The organism is Streptomyces zaomyceticus (assembly GCF_014656215.1).
Taxonomy (GTDB): domain Bacteria; phylum Actinomycetota; class Actinomycetes; order Streptomycetales; family Streptomycetaceae; genus Streptomyces; species Streptomyces zaomyceticus.
On record NZ_BNBZ01000029.1, the window covers coordinates 51,634 to 73,419 of the forward strand.

General features: G+C 71.9%; 19 protein-coding genes and 3 tRNA genes. 9 read left to right on the plus strand and 13 right to left on the minus strand.

Annotation, left to right across the window (positions count from 1 at the left end; all coding sequences use genetic code 11):
• Positions 1–126 precede the first annotated feature (126 nt).
• The 4 genes from purM to IE311_RS29015 all read right to left on the minus strand — a co-directional run bounded on the left by purM (position 127) and on the right by IE311_RS29015 (position 4,748).
• On the minus strand, positions 127–1,194 hold the full coding sequence (gene purM, locus IE311_RS29000; RefSeq protein ID WP_189834798.1) for a phosphoribosylformylglycinamidine cyclo-ligase: 1,068 nt from the start codon (positions 1,192–1,194) through the stop codon (positions 127–129).
• A gap of 63 nt (positions 1,195–1,257) precedes the next feature.
• The gene (gene purF, locus IE311_RS29005; protein WP_189834799.1) at positions 1,258–2,784 is read right to left on the minus strand and encodes an amidophosphoribosyltransferase; all 1,527 of its coding nucleotides are present in this window, start codon (positions 2,782–2,784) and stop codon (positions 1,258–1,260) included.
• A gap of 243 nt (positions 2,785–3,027) precedes the next feature.
• On the minus strand, positions 3,028–3,864 hold the full coding sequence (locus IE311_RS29010; RefSeq protein ID WP_189834800.1) for an META domain-containing protein: 837 nt from the start codon (positions 3,862–3,864) through the stop codon (positions 3,028–3,030).
• Positions 3,865–3,959: 95 nt separating this feature from the next.
• Positions 3,960–4,748, minus strand: coding sequence for a maleylpyruvate isomerase family mycothiol-dependent enzyme (locus IE311_RS29015; RefSeq protein WP_189834801.1), 789 nt, complete (start codon positions 4,746–4,748; stop codon positions 3,960–3,962).
• Positions 4,749–4,823: 75 nt separating this feature from the next.
• On the opposite strand from IE311_RS29015, the gene IE311_RS29020 reads away from it, so the two are divergent.
• On the plus strand, positions 4,824–5,234 hold the full coding sequence (locus tag IE311_RS29020; RefSeq protein ID WP_189834802.1) for a nuclear transport factor 2 family protein: 411 nt from the start codon (positions 4,824–4,826) through the stop codon (positions 5,232–5,234).
• 83 nt (positions 5,235–5,317) lie between these two features.
• On the opposite strand, the gene IE311_RS29025 is transcribed toward IE311_RS29020, so the two are convergent.
• The 5 genes from IE311_RS29025 to purS form a co-directional block, all read right to left on the minus strand.
• Positions 5,318–6,148, minus strand: a complete 831-nt coding sequence (locus IE311_RS29025) for a M23 family metallopeptidase (RefSeq protein WP_189834803.1) — start codon at positions 6,146–6,148, stop codon at positions 5,318–5,320.
• Between the two features lie 32 nt (positions 6,149–6,180).
• Positions 6,181–6,687, minus strand: a complete 507-nt coding sequence (locus tag IE311_RS29030; RefSeq protein WP_189834804.1) for an ArsR/SmtB family transcription factor — start codon at positions 6,685–6,687, stop codon at positions 6,181–6,183.
• A gap of 125 nt (positions 6,688–6,812) precedes the next feature.
• Positions 6,813–9,062 (minus strand): phosphoribosylformylglycinamidine synthase subunit PurL, encoded by a 2,250-nt coding sequence (gene purL / locus IE311_RS29035; protein WP_189834805.1) that lies wholly within the window; start codon positions 9,060–9,062, stop codon positions 6,813–6,815.
• Complete coding sequence (gene purQ, locus IE311_RS29040) at positions 9,062–9,742, minus strand: phosphoribosylformylglycinamidine synthase subunit PurQ (RefSeq protein WP_189834806.1); 681 nt, start codon at positions 9,740–9,742, stop codon at positions 9,062–9,064. Before purQ ends, purL begins: the two co-directional genes overlap by 1 nt.
• On the minus strand, positions 9,739–9,984 hold the full coding sequence (purS, locus tag IE311_RS29045; protein WP_015035032.1) for a phosphoribosylformylglycinamidine synthase subunit PurS: 246 nt from the start codon (positions 9,982–9,984) through the stop codon (positions 9,739–9,741). The genes purQ and purS overlap by 4 nt, the downstream gene beginning before the upstream one ends.
• A gap of 366 nt (positions 9,985–10,350) precedes the next feature.
• Between purS and IE311_RS29050 the strand changes: the two genes are divergently transcribed.
• From IE311_RS29050 to IE311_RS29085, 8 genes are all read left to right on the plus strand, one after another.
• Positions 10,351–10,692, plus strand: a complete 342-nt coding sequence (locus IE311_RS29050; RefSeq protein WP_189834807.1) for a histone-like nucleoid-structuring protein Lsr2 — start codon at positions 10,351–10,353, stop codon at positions 10,690–10,692.
• Positions 10,693–10,859: 167 nt separating this feature from the next.
• Positions 10,860–10,931: transfer RNA gene (locus tag IE311_RS29055), tRNA-Gly, on the plus strand.
• Positions 10,932–11,011: 80 nt separating this feature from the next.
• Positions 11,012–11,087, plus strand: a tRNA-Gly gene (locus IE311_RS29060).
• A 252-nt stretch (positions 11,088–11,339) separates the two neighbouring features.
• Positions 11,340–12,365, plus strand: coding sequence for an ABC transporter ATP-binding protein (locus IE311_RS29065; RefSeq protein WP_229902234.1), 1,026 nt, complete (start codon positions 11,340–11,342; stop codon positions 12,363–12,365).
• Positions 12,362–13,177, plus strand: a complete 816-nt coding sequence (locus IE311_RS29070) for an ABC transporter permease (RefSeq protein ID WP_189834808.1) — start codon at positions 12,362–12,364, stop codon at positions 13,175–13,177. The genes IE311_RS29065 and IE311_RS29070 overlap by 4 nt, the downstream gene beginning before the upstream one ends.
• Before the next feature lie 139 nt (positions 13,178–13,316).
• On the plus strand, positions 13,317–14,573 hold the full coding sequence (locus IE311_RS29075; RefSeq protein WP_229902235.1) for a sensor histidine kinase: 1,257 nt from the start codon (positions 13,317–13,319) through the stop codon (positions 14,571–14,573).
• Entirely contained in the window at positions 14,570–15,190 is a 621-nt protein-coding gene (locus IE311_RS29080) for a response regulator transcription factor (protein ID WP_189834810.1), read from the plus strand. The genes IE311_RS29075 and IE311_RS29080 overlap by 4 nt, the downstream gene beginning before the upstream one ends.
• A 22-nt stretch (positions 15,191–15,212) precedes the next feature.
• Positions 15,213–15,288 (plus strand) — tRNA-Gly (locus IE311_RS29085).
• Between the two features lie 240 nt (positions 15,289–15,528).
• Here the strand turns inward: IE311_RS29085 and IE311_RS29090 are convergent.
• The 4 genes from IE311_RS29090 to purD form a co-directional block, all read right to left on the minus strand.
• Positions 15,529–16,437 (minus strand): phosphoribosylaminoimidazolesuccinocarboxamide synthase, encoded by a 909-nt coding sequence (locus tag IE311_RS29090; protein WP_189834811.1) that lies wholly within the window; start codon positions 16,435–16,437, stop codon positions 15,529–15,531.
• Positions 16,438–16,525: 88 nt separating this feature from the next.
• Positions 16,526–17,986, minus strand: coding sequence for a N,N-dimethylformamidase beta subunit family domain-containing protein (locus IE311_RS29095; protein WP_189834812.1), 1,461 nt, complete (start codon positions 17,984–17,986; stop codon positions 16,526–16,528).
• Positions 17,987–18,258: 272 nt separating this feature from the next.
• Positions 18,259–20,241, minus strand: a complete 1,983-nt coding sequence (locus tag IE311_RS29100) for a M48 family metalloprotease (RefSeq protein ID WP_189834813.1) — start codon at positions 20,239–20,241, stop codon at positions 18,259–18,261.
• Positions 20,242–20,491: 250 nt separating this feature from the next.
• The gene (gene purD, locus IE311_RS29105) at positions 20,492–21,742 is read right to left on the minus strand and encodes a phosphoribosylamine--glycine ligase (protein ID WP_189834814.1); all 1,251 of its coding nucleotides are present in this window, start codon (positions 21,740–21,742) and stop codon (positions 20,492–20,494) included.
• Positions 21,743–21,786 lie beyond the last annotated feature (44 nt).

Below are 21,786 nucleotides of genomic sequence, written 5' to 3' on the forward strand. Positions count from 1 at the left end.
CTCCTCGGCCCGGTACCTTCCCGGGAACGGCCCTGCTCGCGGGCGGGCGTCCGAGAACCGGACGGCCCCCTCACGAGGACGGGGCGCCCCCTCAGGAGCGCCCCGCCACGTACTGCTCCGCCCGTTCTACTTCGCGTAGTCCCCGACCAGCTCGGCGCCGGTGGTGTGCGCGCCGCGCTCGGTGATCTCGCCCGCGACCCAGGACTCGACACCGCGGTCCGCCAGCGTCGTCAGGGCCACGTCCACGGAGTCGGCCGGCACGACGGCCATCATGCCGACGCCCATGTTCAGGGTCTTCTCCAGCTCCAGGCGCTCCACCTGACCGGCCTTGCCGACCAGGTCGAAGATCGCGCCCGGCGCCCAGGTCGAACGGTCGACCGTGGCGTGCAGGCCGTCCGGGATCACCCGGGCCAGGTTGGCCGCGAGGCCGCCGCCCGTGATGTGGCTGTAGGCGTGGACGTCCGTGGTCCGGGTGAGGGCCAGGCAGTCCAGCGAGTAGATCTTCGTGGGCTCCAGGAGCTCCTCGCCGAGCGTCCGGCCGAGCTCGTCGACCTGCTGGTCGAGGGTCATCCCGGCGCGGTCGAAGACCACGTGCCGGACGAGCGAGTACCCGTTGGAGTGAAGACCCGAGGAGGCCATGGCGATGACCGCGTCCCCCGTACGGATGCGATCGGCGCCGAGGAGCCGGTCGTACTCCACGACACCCGTGCCCGCGCCGGCGACGTCGAAGTCGTCCGGGCCGAGAAGGCCGGGGTGCTCGGCCGTCTCGCCGCCGACCAGGGCGCAGCCGGCCAGGACACAGCCCTCGGCGATGCCCTTGACGATGGCGGCGACCCGCTCGGGGTGGACCTTGCCGACGCAGATGTAGTCGGTCATGAAGAGCGGCTCGGCGCCGCAGACGACGATGTCGTCCATGACCATCGCGACCAGGTCGTGGCCGATCGTGTCGTACACGCCCATCTGGCGGGCGATGTCGACCTTCGTGCCGACACCGTCGGTGGCGGAGGCGAGCAGCGGACGCTCGTAGCGCTTGAGGGCGGAGGCGTCGAAGAGGCCGGCGAAGCCCCCGAGGCCACCGAGGACCTCGGGGCGCTGCGTCTTCTTCACCCACTCCTTCATGAGCTCGACGGCGCGGTCACCCGCTTCGATGTCGACGCCCGCGGACGCGTAGCTGGCACCGGTGGTCTGAGACATGGGTTCAGAGCTTTCGTGTCGTACTGCTCGTACTGCGGTCGCGTACTGCGGTTGCAGCGGGGCTTACGGGCGGCGGAGCGCGTCGGAGGCCGCGGTGGCCGCGGGACCCGCGGCCAGCTCGTTCTCCAGGAGCTGCTTGCCGAGCAGCTCGGGGTCCGGCAGCTCCATCGGGTACTCGCCGTCGAAGCAGGCACGGCAGAGGTTCGGCTTCTGGATCGTGGTCGCCTCGATCATCCCGTCGAGGGAGATGTACGAGAGCGAGTCCGCGCCCAGCGACTTGCCGATCTCGTCGATCGACATGCCGTTGGCGATCAGCTCCGCGCGGGTGGCGAAGTCGATGCCGAAGAAGCAGGGCCACTTCACCGGCGGCGAGGAGATCCGGATGTGGATCTCGGCCGCGCCGGCCTCGCGGAGCATCTTGACCAGGGCGCGCTGGGTGTTGCCGCGGACGATCGAGTCGTCGACGACCACCAGGCGCTTGCCCTTGATGACGTCCTTGAGGGGGTTCAGCTTCAGCCGGATGCCGAGCTGGCGGATGGTCTGCGAGGGCTGGATGAAGGTGCGCCCGACGTAGGCGTTCTTCACCAGGCCCGCGCCGAAGGGGATGCCCGAGGCCTCGGCGTAGCCGATCGCGGCCGGGGTGCCGGACTCCGGCGTCGCTATGACCAGGTCGGCCTCGACGGGCGCCTCCTTCGCGAGGCGGCGGCCCATCTCCACACGGGAGAGGTACACGTTCCGGCCGGCGATGTCGGTGTCCGGGCGGGCCAGGTACACATATTCGAAGACACAGCCCTTGGGCTTCGCTTCCGCGAATCGCGAGGTACGGATGCCGTTCTCGTCGATCGCGATCATCTCGCCCGGCTCGACCTCGCGGACGTAGCTGGCACCGCAGATGTCGAGAGCGGCGGACTCGGAGGCGACCACCCAGCCGCGCTCCAGACGGCCGAGGACCAGCGGGCGGATGCCCTGCGGGTCACGGGCCGCGTAGAGCGTGTGCTCGTCCATGAAGACGAGGGAGAAGGCGCCCCGGACCTCGGGGAGAACCTTCGCGGCGGCCTGCTCGATGGTGAGCGGCGTACCGTCCTCGCCCACCTGGCCCGCGAGGAGCGCGGTCACCAGGTCGGTGTCGTTGGTGGCGGCGACGCGAGTCGTCCGGCCTTCCTTCTTGGGCAGGTCGGCGACCATCTCGGCGAGCTGCGCCGTGTTCACCAGGTTGCCGTTGTGGCCGAGCGCGATCGAGCCCTGGGCGGTCGCCCGGAACGTCGGCTGCGCGTTCTCCCACACGGAGGCACCGGTGGTCGAGTAGCGGGCGTGACCGACCGCGATATGACCTTGGAGGGAACCGAGAGAGGTCTCGTCGAAGACCTGGGACACAAGTCCCATGTCCTTGAAGACGAGGATCTGGGAGCCGTTGCTGACCGCGATACCCGCGGATTCCTGGCCCCGATGCTGGAGGGCGTAGAGCCCGAAGTACGTGAGCTTTGCGACCTCTTCACCCGGAGCCCAGACACCGAAGACGCCACAAGCGTCCTGGGGGCCTTTCTCTCCGGGGAGCAAGTCGTGATTGAGTCGACCGTCACCACGTGGCACGTTTCCGAGTGTAGACGGGGTCGACCACTGGTCCGAATTGAGGATTTGGGGCCCGACCCCACTCGTAGGATCCCACAAAATGATCATCTCCGGCTTGGAGAGGGCTACAAAGCAGGCGGGGGAAGGGTTTCCACCCCGCGGGCCCTCCCGAGCGGACGCTCGTACCAGGGCGGAAGGCTCTCCGCGATGTGACGGAGTGCACCCCGACGACGGATGCGGCGACGCCCTTCCGGCGGCCCTCCCCTAGTTTCCGGCGGCCTTCCCGTCCGCGGCGGTCGCCGAGAGCCCCTCGCCCGAAGCGTTCGTGAGGGTCAGCGACCGGTGGTCGAGCCGATAGGTGAGCGGGCCGTCGAGGAGCTCGTACAGCTTCGTCTCCAGCTGCATCTGCGGGCCGGTGCACATCATCCGGGTGGTCGCCGCCGGCCCCTCGATCGTGAGGGTCCTGCCCTCCACCCGGGCGGTCGCGGAGAAGTTGTTGCAGCCCAGGTTGCCGGTGACCCGGCCGTTCGCGCCGACGACGAACCGCGCCTTGTCCCCACTGCCGGCGGGCAGGGAGGACGCGGTGTCCCCGGTGAGCAGCCCGTCGATCTTCCAGGCGGTGCCCCGGAGCGGGAGGTCCGCCTCGGCGGTGAGTTCCAGGCCGTTGCGGCCGTCCGGGGAGGTCAGGGTGAGGGCCTCGCCCCGCTGCTTCCCCTTGAGCGGGCCGGTGAAGGCCTTGAACAGCTCCGACTCGAAACGGGCCAGGTCCTCCGGACAGCCGATCTCGGTGATCGACTTCTCGGACACCGTCAGGGTGTCCCCCTTCACCGAGACGGCCGCGTCGAGGGTGTTGCAGCCGCTGTTCCCCCGGGCCCGGCCGTCCGCACCGAACGCGACCCGGGCGCCGTCCGGGGCGGCGGACCTGCGCCCGTCGACCGTCACGGCGCCGATCGTCCAGTGGGTTCCGGCGACGGGCAGGTCGGGGCCGACGGTGTCGGAACCCGGACCGGATCCCGTGCCTCCCTCCGTGCCGCAGGCGGCGAGAAGGAGGACCAGGGCGGCGGATGCGAGGATGCGCGGCGTCTGCGTCTGCGTCTGCATGGGAATGGGACGGACGCGGGCGGAGGACGGTTCCGTGGAGGGACCCGGACGGTCCGTGGAGAGGTCCGTGCCGTCCGTGGAGGGGTGCGTGCGGCTCAGCCCATCAGGGGCAGGAGGTCCTTCAGGTCGGCGCGTTCGCCGCTCGCGGCGACCCGGGCACCGTCCAGCTCCGTCGCCCACTCCGCCCGCCCGGTCGCCAGCCTGAGCCAGGTCAGCGGGTCCGTCTCGACCACATTGGGCGGGGTGCCCCGGGTGTGCCGGGGACCCTCCACGCACTGCACCACCGCGTACGGCGGAATCCGCACCTCGACCGCCCCGCCCGGTGCCTTCGCGGCGAGCGCGTCGGCGAGCAGCCGGGTGCAGGCGGCCAGGGCCTGCCGGTCGTAGGGGACGCCGGCGCCGGTCGCCGCGTTCAGGTCGTCGGTGTGGACGACGAGTTCGACGGTCCGGGTGACGAGGAAGTCGGCGAGGGTCATCGCACCGAACCGGGTCGGGACCAGCCGCTCGTCGGGAACGTCCGCGACCGCCTCCTCGTACCGCGCCACCGTCTCCCCGTACAGCGTCGCCAGGTTCGCCGTGTCGATCGCCCGGGTGTCCTCGTCGATGCTCGCCGCCTCCGTCACCGTGGCCAGGGGCCAGTCGAGCAGGGCGAGTTCCCGGCGGGCCGGCTCGGGCTCCGCGAGCCTCCGGGTCACCGTGGCGAGCGCCATCGTCAGATGCGCCGCCAGCTCCCGCACCGTCCACTCCCCCAGCCGGGTCGGGCCGTCGAGCTGCTCGGGGGTGAGCGCCGTCACCGCGTCCCGTACGTGGCGGAACTGGGCGAGCACGGCGGCCCTCGTCCTGGCGGAGTCGTAGCTGCGGGTGCGCTTCTTGGCCGGTGGCATGGGGGCGAGGGTAGTCGGAGACTGGAGAGGGAGGGCAGCCCGCACACCTACCCGTACGAGAGGGGTCGATCGGCCATGGCTGAGCACCCTGACGCCGCACTGGTCCGCCGGGGCTTCGAGGCATGGACCAGTGGTGACATGGAGACCGTCGGCACCCTGATGACGGCCGACTGTACGCATCACTCGCCCGGTGAGAGCCAGATATCCGGCCACATCAAGGGCCGTGACAACGTCCTCGACATGTACCGGCGGATGTTCGAGATCACCGGCGGTGAGATGCGGGTCGAACTGCACAGCATCTCCGTCGACGGCCGCGGCCACGCCGTGGCGGCGAACCGGTTCTTCGCCACCCGCGAGGACAAGGGTCTGGGCATCGAGATGAACGGCGCGCTGGTCTTCACGATCATCGGCGGCAAGATCTCCGACATCGACGAGTGCATCGAGGACATCGACGTCTCCGACAACTTCTGGGGTCCGGCCGAGTAGCGGGCTCGGGCCGGATGGTCCTGCTCGGCGCCGGGCAGGCGGGCTCGGCGTCGAGCAGGCGGGCTCGGGCCGATCAGGCGGGCTCAGGTCGAGCAGACGGAGTCCGGGTGTGCCACGAACGACTCCTTGTTCCCCGGTACGCCGATCCCGCGCCAGCTGAACGGCACCCCGCTCGCCGTGTCCAGGTCCGGGCCGTCCATCAGCTGGAAGTGGACGTGCGGCTCGGTGGAGTTGCCCGAGTTCCCGCACCGGGCGAGTTCCTGGCCGGCCCGTACCCGGTCGCCCGCGCGGACCGCGAGCGAGCCGCGCTTCAGATGGGCGTACATGGCGTACGTACCGTCCCCGAGGTCGAGGACGAGGTGGTTCCCGGTGACCCGGCGGGCTCCCGCGAGCCCCCGGACGGTGGACTCGACCATCATCAGAAAGAGCAGGGCGGGCAGCGAGTTGCGGCTGAGGTGGTCGCGCTGTCCGTCCTCGGCGTGCACGACCGTGGCGTCCGCGACGGCGAGCAGCGGCGCGTCGAAGGCGGGGAAGTCCTCGTTCCGCCGGATCACCGGCCACAGCCACGCGAAGCCCGGACGGGGCTTCGCCTCGTCCTCCCGGGTGACGTCGATGGCGTACGTCTGGCCGAGCTGGTGGGTGCCGTGGCTGGGCGTCCGGTCCGCCGGGCTGTTGAGCGCCGACCAGTGCCCGGCGACCGGCGGATCCACCTCGACCGTGGCCCGCGGCGCCCTCGCGACCCGCCTGCCCGCGGTCCTGGCGAGCACGAACCCGAGCGCCACGGCGGCGACCGCTGGCAGCCACCCGGCCATGTACGGATACGGCGGTTCGACGAAGCACGAGGCGATCGCCTGCACGACGAACACCAGCCAGAGCGTGCGGTGGAGGACCACCGCGAACTTCCGCGAAGACATCCGGACTTCCCCCTGATCGGTTGTGGTGACGGTTACGGCCGCGCCGCGGTGAGGACCACCAGGAGCGGGACGACCCGGGCCCCCGGGACCTCGTAGCGGCCGCGTCCGACGGTCCTGAGCCAGCCGGCGCCGGTCAGCTGGCGCAGGTGGTGGTAGATCTGGCCGGTCGTGCCGATCTCCTCCAGGTCCGCCAGCTCGGCGGCCGTACGCCGGCCGCCGAGGATCTCCCGCAGCAGCCGGAGCCGTACGGGATGACCGAGCGACGCGAAGGACTCGGCGGTCCCGGCCCAGTCCTCTTCGAGCAGCCGCTCGGTGAAGGCGCCGAACTGCCACTCGTACCGCTCCTGGGTCGGCAGTCGCACCGAGCCCGTGAAGACGACGGCGCCGTCCTCCCCCTGCTCCCCCGCGCCCGCGAGCTGCGCCTTGAGTCCTTCGAGGGCCCAGAGGGCGCCGTCTCCGGCCTCGGGGGCGCGGCGCTCCGCGCCTTCCAGGGCCGCCAGGCGCCGTTCCAGCGCGGCGACCCGCTCTTCCAGTTCCATGAGAACGAGATTACGTAATTACGTAATTACGCGCAAGAGAGCGGGCGCACGGCAGACGAAAGAGCCCCCGCCCGGACCCGAAGGTCCGGACGGGGGCTCCCGTACCGCTGTGTGTCAGGCGCCGATCAGGCCAGCAGGCCCGGGATGGTCGCCTCGTGCGCCGCGCGCAGCTCCGTCAGGGAGAGCGCGAACTCGCCCTGGACGTCGACCGCGTCACCGTCGACGACACCGATCCGCGCCGCCGGCAGACCCCGCGCACCGCACATGTCGGTGAAGCGGAGCTCCTCGCTGCGCGGGACGGCGACGACCGCACGGCCCGCCGACTCGCTGAAGAGGAACGTGAACGCGTCCAGGCCCTCCGGGACGACCAGCCGCGCGCCGTTCCCGCCGCGCAGGCAGGACTCGACGACCGCCTGGACGAGACCGCCGTCGGACAGGTCGTGCGCCGCGTCGATCATGCCGTCGCGGGAGGCCGAGATCAGGATCTCGCCGAGCAGCTTCTCCCGGTCGAGGTCCACGGCCGGCGGCATGCCGCCGAGGTGCTTGTGGACGACCTCGGACCAGGCGGAGCCGCCGAACTCCTCACGCGTGTCGCCCAGCAGGTAGAGGAGCTGGCCCTCTTCCGCGAAGGCGATCGGCGTACGGCGGTTGACGTCGTCGATCACACCGAGCACGGCCACGACCGGCGTCGGGTGGATGGCGACCTCACCGGTCTGGTTGTACAGCGAGACGTTGCCGCCGGTCACCGGGGTGCCGAGCTGGAGGCAGCCGTCCGCGAGACCACGGGTGGCCTCGGCGAACTGCCACATCACGGCCGGGTCCTCGGGGGAACCGAAGTTCAGGCAGTCCGAGATCGCCAGCGGCTTCGCACCGGAGGCGGCGACATTGCGGTACGCCTCCGCCAGCGCCAGCTGCGCACCCGTGTACGGGTCGAGCTTGGCGTACCGGCCGTTGCCGTCGGTCGCCATGGCCACGCCGAGGTTGGTCTCCTCGTCGATCCGGACCATGCCCGCGTCCTCGGGCTGCGCGAGCACCGTGTTGCCCTGCACGAACCGGTCGTACTGGTCCGTGATCCAGGACTTCGACGCCTGGTTCGGCGACGACACCAGCTTCAGGACCTGGTCCTTCAGCTCGGCGCCGTTCTGCGGCCGGGGCAGCTTGCCGGCGTCGTCGGCCTGGAGCGCGTCCTGCCACTCCGGACGCGCGTACGGCCGGTGGTAGGTCGGACCCTCGTGGGCGACGGAGCGCGGCGGCACGTCGACGATCTGCTCGCCGTGCCAGAAGATCTCCAGACGCTCGCCCTCGGTCACCTCACCGATGACGACCGCGATGACGTCCCACTTCTCGCAGATCTCCAGGAAGCGGTCGACGTGCTCCGGCTCGACGATCGCGCACATGCGCTCCTGCGACTCGCTCATGAGGATTTCCTCGGGCGAGAGGGTCGCGTCACGCAGGTGCACCCGGTCGAGCTCGACGCGCATGCCGCCGGAACCGGCCGAGGCCAGCTCGGACGTGGCACAGGAGAGCCCGGCGCCGCCGAGGTCCTGGATGCCCGCGACCAGCTTCTCCTTGAAGATCTCCAGGGTGCACTCGATGAGGAGCTTCTCCTGGAAGGGGTCGCCGACCTGGACGGCGGGGCGCTTGGTCGGCTTGGTGTCGTCGAAGGTCTCGGACGCGAGGACCGAGACGCCGCCGATGCCGTCGCCGCCCGTGCGGGCGCCGTACAGGATCACCTTGTTGCCGGGGCCGGAGGCCTTGGCGAGGTGGATGTCCTCGTGCTTCATCACGCCGATGCATCCGGCGTTGACCAGCGGGTTGCCCTGGTAGCACTCGTCGAAGACGACCTCGCCGCCGATGTTCGGCAGGCCGAGGCAGTTGCCGTAGCCGCCGATGCCGGCGACGACACCGGGCAGCACGCGCTTGGTGTCGGGGTGGTCGGCCGCGCCGAAGCGCAGCGGGTCGACGACCGCGACCGGGCGGGCGCCCATGGCGAGGATGTCGCGGACGATGCCGCCGATGCCGGTGGCCGCGCCCTGGTAGGGCTCGATGTACGAGGGGTGGTTGTGCGACTCGACCTTGAAGGTGACCGCGTACCCCTGGCCGACGTCGACGACGCCCGCGTTCTCACCGATGCCGACGAGCATGGCGTCGTTCTCGGGGACCTTCTCGCCGAACTGCTTCAGGTGGACCTTGCTGCTCTTGTACGAGCAGTGCTCGGACCACATGACGGAGTACATGGCGAGCTCGGCGCCGGTGGGACGGCGGCCCAGGATCTCGCGGATGCGCGCGTACTCGTCCTCCTTGAGGCCGAGCTCCTTCCAGGGCTGCTCGCTGTCCGGCGTCTCGCTCGCGTGCTTGACGGTGTCGAGGCTCATCAGGCGTTGACCAGCTTCTTGAGGATCGAGGTGAAGAAACCGAGGCCGTCCGTCTTGCCGGTGCCGACCAGCGGCTCGACGGCGTGCTCGGGGTGCGGCATGAGGCCGACCACGTTGCCCGCGGCGTTGGTGATGCCCGCGATGTCACGCAGCGAGCCGTTGGGGTTGACGTCCAGGTAGCGGAAGGCCACCCGCCCCTCGGCCTCCAGCTCGTCGAGGACGCGCTCGTCGGCGACGTACCGGCCGTCCATGTTCTTGAGCGGGACCTCGATCTCCTGGCCCTCGGTGTAGTCCGAGGTCCAGGCGGTCCCCGTGTTCTCCACCCGCAGCTTCTGGTCGCGGCAGATGAAGTGGAGGTGGTTGTTGCGCAGCATCGCGCCCGGCAGCAGATGGGCCTCGGTGAGGATCTGGAAGCCGTTGCAGATACCGAGGACGGGCATGCCCGCCTTCGCCTGCTCGATGATCGTCTCCATCACCGGCGAGAAGCGGGAGATGGCTCCGGCCCGCAGGTAGTCGCCGTAGGAGAAGCCGCCGGCCAGGACCACGGCGTCGACCTGCTTGAGGTCCTTGTCGCGGTGCCAGAGCGAGACGGGCTCGGCGCCCGCCAGGCGGGCGGCACGCAGCGCGTCCTGGTCGTCGAGGGTTCCGGGGAACGTGACGACGCCGATGCGTGCGGTCACGATTCCACCTTCACGACGAAGTCTTCGATCACGGTGTTGGCGAGGAAGGTTTCGGCCATCTCATGGATGCGGGCGAGGGCGGCGTCGTCGACCGGTCCCTCCACCTCCAGCTCGAAACGCTTCCCCTGACGGACGTCGGCGATTCCGGCGAATCCCAGGCGGGGCAGTGCACGCTGCACCGCCTGCCCCTGAGGGTCGAGGATCTCCGGCTTGAGCATGACGTCGACTACGACGCGTGCCACTGGCACTCCCGGTGGTGTGTTGCGTGGGCGGTTCCCTCAGCGTACCTGTCTCCAAATTCTACGCGGGTAGAGATCTGAAGGATCCTACAAAAGCCAGGCCCCGGCGGCGCTCCGCCGAGGAACACCACCCACGTCCCGGACCGAGCACGGCCACGCAAAATTCGAGTGAAATATTGCGGACCTCATTGCACCGGGACACGCTGAAACAATTGCCAGGGCTTCACAATGCGACGCCTACCGCTGTACAAAGGAATCCAGAAGAAAGCAGCATTGTCCCGGCACAGCCGTACGGCCGACATCGCCGCACGTCAGAGGCGTCACAAGCGCCGGCTCTGCGGCGTCGGCCGCAGGAAAGGACCGATATCCGTGGCTCAGCGTGTGGTGGTCACTCTCTCCGACGACATGGACGGCGGAGAAGCGGCTGAAACGGTCGCGTTCGGCCTCGACGGGAAGATGTACGAGATCGACCTGAATGCTGCCAATGCAAAGAAACTCCGCAAGGCTCTCGCCCCGTACCTCGCCGCCGGACGCAAGCAGTCGGGCAAGGCGGCGGCCGGCCGGAGCCCCTCGGTGGAGACGTACACCCACACCTCCCTCGCCCCCGACCCGGCGGCGGTCCGCGCCTGGGCGCAGTCCAACAAGATGGAGGTGCCCGCCCGCGGCCGCATCCCGAAGCGGGTCTACGAAGCCTTCCGCGCCGCGAGTTGAGCCGCGGCCGGCCCGGTCCCGGGCGGACCGGGCCCCCGTGGACCGGGGGCGGACGGGCAGCCGGCGAGGGGTCGACGGGGAGCCGATTTGCATTGCACCCCCCATGATCCGCTAAAGTCTGGAACACGCCGAGGGGCGAGGCCGCAAAGCCCCACCTCACGCAGCGTGCGGGTGTAGTTCAGTAGCAGAACAGCCCCCTTCCAGGGGGAAGGCGCAGTGTGCAATTCCTGTCACCCGCTCTGCATCGCAAGACCAAGCACTCCGGTGCATCAGGTAGAGTGGTGCTCGCACCGCCCGGTGAAAGCCGAGCGGCAGCAATGCGGACGTGGCTCAGTTGGTAGAGCATCACCTTGCCAAGGTGAGGGTCGCGAGTTCGAATCTCGTCGTCCGCTCCAGATCGAAGGCCCCGGTTCTCAGGAACCGGGGCCTTCGTCATGTCGCGAGGCCTTCGTCATGTCCCGGGCCCTTCCTCATGTCGCCGGCTGCCGGGCCGACTCCGGATCGAGCGAGCCTCGGCCCGCACCGCCGCCCCCACCGTCTTCCGTCCCCACCGCCTTCCGTCCCCCGTCCGCCCCATGACATTTGTCAGAAGCGGGTGGTGACAGCGCGCACTGCCGGACGGCCCCCGCCGCCGGAAGCCTGGACACATGACCAACGCGATCGAAGCGGAAGGCCTGCGCCGGAGTTACTCGGGCGACTTCGAGGCCGTACGCGGCATCTCCTTCACCGTCCCGCGCGGCGAGATCTTCGCCCTCCTCGGCACCAACGGCGCCGGCAAGACCTCCACCGTCGAACTCCTCGAAGGACTCGCCGCCCCCAGCGCCGGCACCGCCCGGGTCCTCGGCCACGACCCCTACCGCGAACGGGCCGCCGTGCGTCCCCGCATCGGCGTGATGCTCCAGGAAGGCGGCTTCCCCTCCGATCTGACCGTGGCCGAAACCGTACGGATGTGGGCGGGCTGCACCACCCACGCCCGTCCCACCGCCGAAGCCCTCGACGCCACCGGACTCGCCGGACGGGAACAGGTGCGGGTCAAGCAGCTGTCCGGCGGCGAACGGCGACGGCTCGACCTCGCCCTCGCGCTCCTCGGCCGCCCCGAGGTCCTCTTCCTCGACGAACCCACCACCGGACTCGACGCCGAGGGCCGCCGCGACACCTGGGACCTCGTCCGCGCCCTCCGGGACGGCGGCACCACCGTGCTCCTCACCACCCACTACCTGGAGGAGGCGGAGACCCTGGCCGACCGGCTCGCGATCATGCACCGCGGGCAGATCGTCCTCTCCGGCACCCCGGCCGAGGTCACCGCCGCCCGGCCCGCCCGCATCCGCTTCACCCTCCCCGAGGGCGTCCCCGCCGCCCGCCTCCCGCTGCACCTGCGGGCCGCCGAGGACGACGGGCGGGTGGAGATCCGTACCGGATCCCTCCAGGACGACCTGGCCGTGCTCCTCCGCTGGGCCGGGGAGAACGACATCCGCCTCGACGCGCTCGACGCGCGCTCCGCCTCCCTCGAGGAGGCCTTCCTCGACATCGCGGCGGGGAGAGCCGGTGAGCCGCGCCCGCTCGCACCGGACTCCTCGCACGCGCCGACCGGCCCGGATTCGGCGGCAGCACCGACCGCCTCACCTGCGGCGACCGCATCGGACACATCGCTCGCATCGGAGGCCGTTCGATGAGTTCGCTCGCCCGGGTCCCTTCCCGTATCCCTTCCCGTATCCCGTCCCGCTTCCCTTCCCGGGCGCGGCTCGTCGCGCTCGGGCGGGCCGAGCTGACGCTGCTCGTCCGCAACCGCACGGCGCTCTTCGGCGCCCTGCTCGTCCCTCTCCTCGTGGTGGAAGCGGTCCGCAGCTCCCTCCGGAGCACCGACCTCGGCAAGGCCGGCACGAGCGTCGCCGAGGTCGCCGTCACCGGCGCCATGGGCATGGCCCTCCTCATCGGCGTCTACAGCAACCTCGTCGCCGCTTTCGTCGCCCGCCGCGAGACCCTCGTCCTCAAGCGGCTCCGCACGGGAGAGCCGACCGACCCCGAGATCCTCACCGGGATCGCGCTGCCGGCCGCCACGCTCGCCCTCCTCCAGTGCGCCGTCCTGGCGATCGGCGGCATCGCCGTCCTCGACCTGCCCGCACCGGCCCGGCCCGAGCTGCTCCTCGCCGGAGCCGTCCTCGGCACCGTCCTGCTCACCACCCTCGCCGCGGCCACCTCGGCCGTCACCCGCACCCCCGAGAGCGCCCAGCTCACCGCCCTGCCGCTGGTCCTGGTCTCCTCCATCGGCTCCGGGCTCTTCGTCCCCCTCTCCGTGCTCCCCGAGAGGCTGGCGTCCGTGTGCGAACTGCTGCCGCTGACCGGCGTCATGACGCTCGTACGGTCCGGCTGGACGGGCGGAGCGGAAGCGGGGGACCTGCTGGGCGCGGCGGCGACGGCGGTGGCCTGGATCGCGCTCTCGGTGTTTGCTGTCCAGCGGTGGTTCCGCTGGGACCCCCGGCGCTGAGCGAAGCGGTGCCGGGACGGCCGGTGCCGAGCGACCGGCGCCGGGACGGCCGGTGCCGGGACGCCCGGTACATGCCGACCCGTGCATGACGACCAGTACGCGCCGACCGGTGCGTGACGACCGAGAGGGACCCGCAGCCGTGAAGAGCTGGAGAGGCCGGAGCGGCCTGGCCAAGGTGGACCTCTACACCCGGGTCACCGCGTACATGCTGCTGTGGGCCTCCGTGTTCGTCCTCGCGCTGCTGCTCCTCACCCGGCCGGTCCGCCACGAGGCCCCGCTGCTCCTCGTCGTCGTCGCTCCGCTGCTCAACCTCGCCAACGGGATCCTCTGCCACCGCTTCCTGCGCCGCGCCATGGACACCTATCTGAAGCCCGGAACCGTCTTCCCGCCGCGCGAGGTGCTGCCCGCGGCAGCGGTGACGGCCGCGACCACCGGGGCCGTCCTCCTCGAAGCGGCCACCGCCGATCTGACCGGGCTGCTGCCGGGGATGCTCGGGCCGGCGCTCATCCCCTTCCTCGCCGGCCACTGCCTGATCCTTCCGATCCGGACCGTCGCCCTGCACCAGACGCTCCTGATCGGCGCCCTCGCGGCCCTCGTGCCGCTCACCGGCCGGGACATGGGGGAGACCCTCGCGAGCGTGCTGAGCGTCGCGTTCCTCACCGGCTGGCTGGCGGTCACCGTCCGTCTCTCGCTCTGGGTGCTCGGTGTCGTCTTCGAACTGCGCGAGGCACGCGACGTACAGGCCCGGCTCGCGGTCGCCGAGGAACGGCTGCGCTTCGGGCGGGACCTGCACGACATCCTCGGCCGGAACCTGTCCGTCATCGCCCTCAAGAGCGAGCTCGCCGTCCAGCTCGCCCGGCGCGAACGCCCGGAGGCCGTCGACCAGATGATCGAGGTGCAGCGCATCGCCCAGGAGTCCCAGCGGGAGGTCCGGGACGTCGTCCGCGGCTACCGCGAGGCCGATCTGCGGGTGGAGCTGGAGGGCGCGCGGGGGGTGCTCGGCGCCGCCGGGATCGACTGCGCCGTCGAGTCCCCGGGGCTCGACCTGCCCGACGAGATCCAGGCGGCGCTCGGATGGGTGGTCCGCGAGACCACGACGAACGTACTGCGCCACGGGGACGCACGGCGCTGCGCCATCGTGGTGCGGGAGGAGGAGGACAGGGTGCTGCTGACGGTGGAGAACGACGGCGTACGGCCGGACGGGGGCGGCGTGCGGGGAGACGGGGGGCCACGGGCGGACGGAGGCGGCGGACGGGCCCGCGCCGGCACCGGGCTCGTGGGGCTGCGGGAGCGGCTCGCGGCGGTCGGCGGAACCCTCGACGCGGGTCCGGGCGACGACGGCACGTTCCGGGTGACGGCCCTGATCCCGGTGCCCCGGACGGGGGTGACCCGGTGACCGGGCCCGTACCCGTGCGCGTGCTGCTCGCCGACGACGAGCATCTGATCCGTGGCGCGCTCGCCGCGCTGCTCGGTCTCGAGGACGATCTCGTCGTCGTCGCCGAGGCCGCGACCGGGCCCGAGGCGATCGCCATGGCCCGCGCTCATCGCCCCGACGTCGCCGTGCTCGATCTGCAGATGCCGGGCGCGGACGGTGTGAGGGTCGCCACAGTCCTGCGGGGCGAACTGCCCGGCTGCCGCACCATGATCGTGACCGGTCACGGCCGTCCCGGGCACCTCAAGCGGGCCCTGTCCGCCGGTGTCCGCGGCTTCGTGCCGAAGACCGTCAGCGCTCAGCGGCTCGCCGAGATCATCCGCACCGTGCACGCCGGAAACCGCTACGTGGACCCGGAGTTGGCGGCCGACGCCATCGCCGCCGGGGACTCCCCGCTGACCGCCCGGGAGGCCGAGGTGCTCGAATTCTCCGCCGACGGGGCGCCCGTGGCGGAGATCGCCCGGCGTGCCTCGCTCTCCCCCGGCACGGTCCGCAACTACCTTTCCTCGGCCGCCGCGAAGCTCGGTGCGGAGAACCGGCACACCGCCGTGCGTCTCGCGCAGGCGAAAGGATGGGTATAGTTGGCTTCGCGCTACGGCGCATGCGGACGTGGCTCAGTTGGTAGAGCATCACCTTGCCAAGGTGAGGGTCGCGAGTTCGAATCTCGTCGTCCGCTCCATGAAGAAGCCCCCGGTCGAATCGACCGGGGGCTTTCTCGTGCGTCCGGGGAGTGCCTCCATGCCTCCACGAGCCCCCTCGGGGGACCCCCTCGGGGGACCCCCTCGGCGAGCCCCCTCGGCGAGTCTCCGGCGCGGGCTTCCCCGTGCGCGCTCGGCCCCCGGCACACACCCCGGCCCCCGCCCCGCGACACATGTGCCGGGGGCCTGGGGCCTGGGGCCTGGGGCCGGGGGCCGAAGCCTCAGAAGCTGTCGGACCAGGCCTTGCCGGTCAGCAGCTCGTACGCCTCCAGGTACTTGGCGCGCGTGGCGTCCACGATCTCCTGCGGGAGGGGCGGCGGCGGCTGCTCGCTCTTGCGGTCCCAGCCGGAGTCCGGGGAGACCAGCCAGTTCCGGACGAACTGCTTGTCGTACGAGGGCTGGGCGCGGCCCGGCTTCCACTGGTCGGCCGGCCAGAAGCGCGAGGAGTCCGGGGTGAGGACCTCGTCGGCGAGGATGAGCGTCTCCCCGTCGAAACCGAACTCGAACTTGGTGTCGGCGAGGATGATCCCGCGCTCGCGGGCGATGTCCCGCGCCCTGCTGTAGACGTCGAGGGTCGTCCGGCGCAGTACCGCCGCCGTGTCGGCGCCGACCTGGCGGACGACCTCCTCGTACGAGACGTTCTCGTCGTGGTCGCCGACCGCGGCCTTGGTGGCCGGGGTGAAGATCGGGGAGGGCAGCTCGGAGCCGTCGCTGAGGCCCTCGGGGAGCGCGAGACCGCAGACCGTGCGGGACTCGTCGTACTCGATGAGGCCGGAGCCGGTGAGATAGCCGCGGGCCACGCACTCGACGGGGACCATGGCCAGCGACTTGCAGACCGTGGTGCGGCCCGCCCAGTCGGCGGGGGCGCCGGCCGGCAACTCGGTCGAGAGCACGTGGTGGGGGACCAGGTCGGAGAGCTGGTCGAACCACCACAGGGAGAGCTGGGTGAGGACCCGGCCCTTGTCGGGGATCTCGGTGGGCAGGACCCAGTCGAACGCGGACATGCGGTCGCTCGCCACCATCACGAGGTCACCGGCCTCGTTGCGGTACAGGTCGCGCACCTTGCCCGTGTGGAGATGGGTCAGGCCCGGGACCTGAACGGGCTCGGGCTTTTCTACGAATCCGGACACGGTTCCTCCGCGTAGGTTGATCCAGGAACGTGTCCGATTCTCTCGCACATCCGGGCGGCCCCGGCCGCCAGGCCCTGTGACCCCCCGCTCAGTCCCTCTTGCAGATCCGGTCGAGGAGGTTCGCGGTGGCGCGCTGCACCCTGGCATCGACATGGCCGGGCCGGTCCAGCGCGGGCGACCAAGCGAACGTGCCGGACGCGAAGACCCAGGCACCCGAGGGCGCCCGGTAGAGCGAGGTCTCCTGGTGCCGCAGCGCCCCGTCGCCGTCACGGTAGGGAGAGTGGGCGAGCAGGATGCGGCCCTGGTGCTCGGGCAGCGCCGTCCGCGGGAAGTAGCGGTCCGCCTCGCCCGCCACCAGCCCCGGGAGCTCGTCGCCGTCACCGGCACCGGTCGCCTCCCAGAGCCAGTGCTCGGCGTTCCGTACGACCAGTGGGTGCGGCTCGGGCACCCGGCCCGCGTACTGGATGCCGAGGAGCTGCTGCTCGGGCCGGTCGACCTCGCGCCAGAGCGCCGGGCGGCCGGGGCCGCGCCGCTTGCGACAGGTGAGGAGCCGGTCCGGCACCCCGGACGGCGAAGGGCCCAGCTCCACCTGCCAGTACATGGTGTTGGCGGAGAGGAAGACCAGCGACGTGCCCTGGTCGCGGGCGAGTTCGACGGTCTTGCGCATCGGCGCCGACCAGTACTCGTCGTGGCCCGGGAAGACCAGGCCCCGGTAGCGGCTCGGGTCGACCCGGCCCGCGTGCAGGTCGCGGGTCTCGGCGTACGCCAGGTCGTAGCCGTAGCGCTCGGCCCAGCGGATGAAGTCGTAGGCGTGCCCGACATGGAGCGGCAGGCCCGCGCCCGCGTACGGGCGGTCGAAGGAGACGGTGACGGCCGCATCCTGCTCGCCGAGCAGCCGGCCCTCCTCGTCCCAGGCGTGGTAGAGGCTGGCGCCGGTGTGACCGTCCTCCGGATAGAGGTTGTACGCCTGCCAGGTCACGTCCGGGAGGACGAGCAGCAGATCGGCCGGGTGGTTGTCGCGGACCGTGAAGGGGATGTGCGAGCGGTAGCCGTCGGCGGTGGTGAGCACGGCGACGTACGCGCCGATCGACCAGTAGGACGGGACCTGCAACCGCCAGGACTGCCACCAGTGATGGCAGGAGACCGTGCGGTCGGCGGTGAGCGGGGCCGGCTGGACGATCCCGGAGAGCCGCGGGCTGGTGGTGATCTTCGCGGCGCCGTCGCCGCCGTAGTGACCGATCCGGTAGATGTCGACCGAGAACTGCTGCGGCGGGTCCACCGTGATGTGGAAGTCGATCGACTCGCCCGGCGCCACGGCCCCGTCGGAGGCGAACCCCTTGATCTGGCGCCGGACGTCGTCGGCCGTGCGCGGGCCGCCGGTGCCGCCCCGGGCCAGGATCTCGTCCGCGTACCAGGGGACCATCTGCCCGGTGTCGTCGAAGTAGTTCTCGGAACCGCGCAGCCAGGGCAGCGGGCCCTGGCCGAAGGGATCGGTGACGGCGTGCGCGAGCGCGCCGGACTCCCACCGTCTGATCTGCTCCGCCCCCATGCTGCGCCCCTCCCTCGACTCCCCCGGGTCGGTCGGTCAGTGCCTCTGGATCAGGCTCCTGGATCGGCTCCTGGCCCGGCCTTCGGATCGGGCCGTCGGCCCGGGCCCGTCGTTCGGGGCTCCGGACAGGCCGCCCGTGGTTCGTGCCTCTGTCAGTGGCGGTCTCCAGCACATCACATAACGCACGCACTCCGTCACCGTTCGTCGTGAATTGACGAGAGTGGAAGCCCCGGCTCCGGGAAATCGGCCCCGTCGGCGTACCCCCGGGCCCCTCAGACCAGGCGTACGGGCTTCTCCGGGCGCACCCCCGTGCGCGCCAGCCAGACGCGCAGCGGCTCCGGGTCTCCGTCCTCGACCAGGGCGAGGACCCGCGGACCGAGGTCCGCCGCCCGCTCGCCGCCGACCATCAGGGTGGGCCCGTCGAGCCAGTCGAGTCCCGGGACGGCCTCGGCGGTGTCCACGGCCGCGCAGCAGACCATCGCGGTCACATGGTCGGCGAGCAGATCGCGGCCGGAACGGGGCGGCTGGAGCGGGAAGAGCGGCAGGGGTCCGTCGGGACCGCTCACGGCCACGGCGGGCACGGCACCGGCCCGGTCGTCCTTCTCGGCGCTCCGGGCCGCCGCCTCGGCGCTCAGGGCGACGGCGGCCACCCTCGCCTCCCGCGCGGCCTCCTCACGCGCGAGGAGCGCGCTGAGCGCGCCCGCGAGCTCCTCGGCGGCGGGATTGAAGGACTCCTCGTCGTCGCTGTCGTCGGCGTCGCTCGCGTCGGCGCCGCTGTCGTCGGCGTCGCTCGCGTCGGCGCCGCTGTCGTCGGCGTCGCTCGCGTCGGCGCCCTCTTCGGCCCTGACGTCGGAGCCCTCGTCGGTGCTCATGGCGTCGTGCCGGGCGGGGGCCGAGGCGTCGTCGGGGGCCGGGCACGCGTCCGCGGGCTTCTCAGGCTCCGTGGACGGCTCCGCGGACGGCTCCGTGGACCGCTCCGGGAACGGCTCCGAGGACAGATGGGCGATCACCCGGGTCAGGGTCGGGCCGTCGCCGAGGGCCCTCCCGCTCCCGGCCGCGGAGCCGGCCGGGCCGAGGCCGTCGAGAACCTGATGCAGCCGGGCCGCGTCGGTGCGCCACTTCCGGTCCACGACCTCCTCCGGGTACTGGCTCCACTCCACCGGGGACCAGTCGGGGCCCGGTTCGGCCGGGCCGCCGTGGAAGAGGCGGGCGGCCAGCAGCGAGGTGGCCTCGTCGACCGCGCCCGGCTCCTCCAGGAGGTCGCAGGCGGGACGCTCGCCGAGCCGGGACGAGAAGCCGTCCGCGAGCCGGTCGCGGCGGGAGAGTTCGGTCAGGGCGGAGACCACGCCCGCGTCGAGCTTGGCGGGCCAGCGGCCCATGCGCCAGGCGGGCAGCGCGACCCGGGTCAGGAGGCGGTCCCAGCCCGCGTAGGCCAGGCCGACCTGCTCCTGGGCGACGATCCGTACGCCGTAGTCCACGGCCTGGGCGCGCTCCGAGCCGGCGGCGGCCACGCCGCGCTCCATCTCGGACGCGTGCCCCCGGCAGGCCCGGAGCAGGAGGCGGGCGACCTGCCCGACGGCGCCCGCGCCGAACCGGCGCAGCGGGTCGAGGCCGGGATTCGCATGCACGGCCACGGCCGCGTCCAGGCCCCGGACGAAGCGGCGGGCCGCTGCTATGTCGGGGTGGGCCGCGGGGCCCGTACCGGCGACGACCGGGGCGAGGACCGCCCGCAGCTCGCCGACACGCATCCACCACAGGAAGGGCGAACCTATGACGAGGACGGGAGCGCCGTCGCCGTCGGCGGACGTGCGCAGCGCCCGGTGGGCCCGGTGGGTCCGGTCCTCCAGCCAGCTGTCGCAGTCCGGGGTCAGGGCTATCGCGGCGGGCGCCGGGACGTCCAGCCGGTCGGCCAGGTCCCGGACGAGCCGGTAGAGGTCGGGGGCGGCGGTCTCGGCGAGCTCCACCGTCGGCGTGGCGGCCGGGCGGGCCCGGGCGACGACGAGGGAGACGGCCGTGGCGGCGACGAGGACGAGGAGCGCGAGGACCGTCACGACCCAGCGGGCCGTGTCCCAGCCCGAACCCGTGAAGTGGCCGGTGACCCCGCCCGCGTACAGGACGACGGCCACGGCGGAGGGGAGGACCGCGAGGCCCAGCGCCCTGCCTCGGACCCGGAGGACGGCGAGGGCCCGGGAGCGCGCGGCGCGCGCACCCCACTCCTCGCCGACAACGGAACCGGTACCGGACACGCCGTACATCACCCCCTCCTGCCCATGTCGGGACTGCCTGTGGCGGTGTTGGTCACTCCCCCACTGTGGCACCCGCCACCGACATCGCAATGCCGGTGGGCCAAGTGCCGGAACGCCTTCGCCGCACCCTAGTTGGGGCTTTGGCGGACGTCATCCGGATGGCCGAGCCGTCACTCGAAGGTATGGCTTTGGGCAAAGGTGATGGATTTCGCGCGGCCGTACGATCCACCGCACGGCCGCGCGAGAAACCGGCTGCGTATCAGGCCTCGGAGGCCTTGCGCGCGATGTCCGTACGGTGCTGCGAGCCGTCAAGACGGATGCGGCCGACCGCCGCGTACGCGCGCTCGCGGGCCTGCGCCAGGTCCGTTCCGGTCGCGGTGACCGAAAGGACGCGGCCACCCGCGCTGACGACCGACCCGCCGTCCCGCTTCGTCCCGGCGTGGAGCACGTACGCGTGCGGGTGGTCCTTCTCGGCGACCTCGGCGAGGCCCTCGATCGGGTCGCCCGTGCGCGGGGTGTCCGGGTAGTTGTGGGAGGCGACGACCACGGTGACCGCGGCGTCGTCGCTCCAGCTCAGCGGGGCCTGGTCGTCCAGGGTGCCGTTGGCGGAGTTCAGCAGGACACCCGCGAGCGGGGTACGGAGCCGGGCCAGGACCACCTGGGTCTCGGGGTCGCCGAAGCGGGCGTTGAACTCGATGACCCGCACACCGCGGCCGGTGATCGCCAGACCCGCGTACAGCAGGCCCGAGAACGGCGTGCCACGGCGGCGCAGCTCGTCGACCGTCGGCTGGAGGACGGTCGCGAGGACCTCGTCGACCAGTTTCGGGTCGGCCCACGGCAGCGGCGAGTACGCGCCCATGCCGCCGGTGTTCGGGCCCTCGTCGCCGTCGAGCGCGCGCTTGAAGTCCTGCGCGGGCTGGAGCGGGAGGACGGTGGTGCCGTCGGTGATCGCGAAGAGCGAGACCTCGGGGCCGTCGAGGTACTCCTCGATGACCACCCGGTCGCACGCGAGCGCGTGGGCCCGGGCCTGGGCGAGGTCGTCGGTCACGACGACGCCCTTGCCGGCGGCGAGGCCGTCGTCCTTGACCACGTAGGGAGCGCCGAAGGCGTCGAGCGCCTCGTCGATCTCCTCGGGGGTCGTGCAGACGTAGCTGCGGGCGGTGGGCACCCCGGCGCCGGCCATGACGTCCTTGGCGAACGCCTTGGAGCCCTCCAGCTCTGCCGCTTCCCGCGACGGGCCGAAGACGGGGATGCCGATCGCGCGGACGGCGTCGGCGACACCGGCGACCAGCGGGGCCTCCGGGCCGACGACGACCAGGCCGGCGCCGAGCTCGGTGGCGAGGCGCGCGACGGCGTCGCCGTCCAGCTGGTCGACGGGGTGCAGCTCGGCGACCTCCGCGATTCCGGCGTTGCCGGGCGCGCAGTGCAGAGCGGTGACGTCGGGATCGAGGGAGAGAGAGCGGCACAGGGCGTGTTCGCGGGCGCCGCCGCCGATGACGAGGACCTTCACGCCTGTCAGGGTAGCCCGCCGGCCGGCTTGCCCCTTGTGCGGGC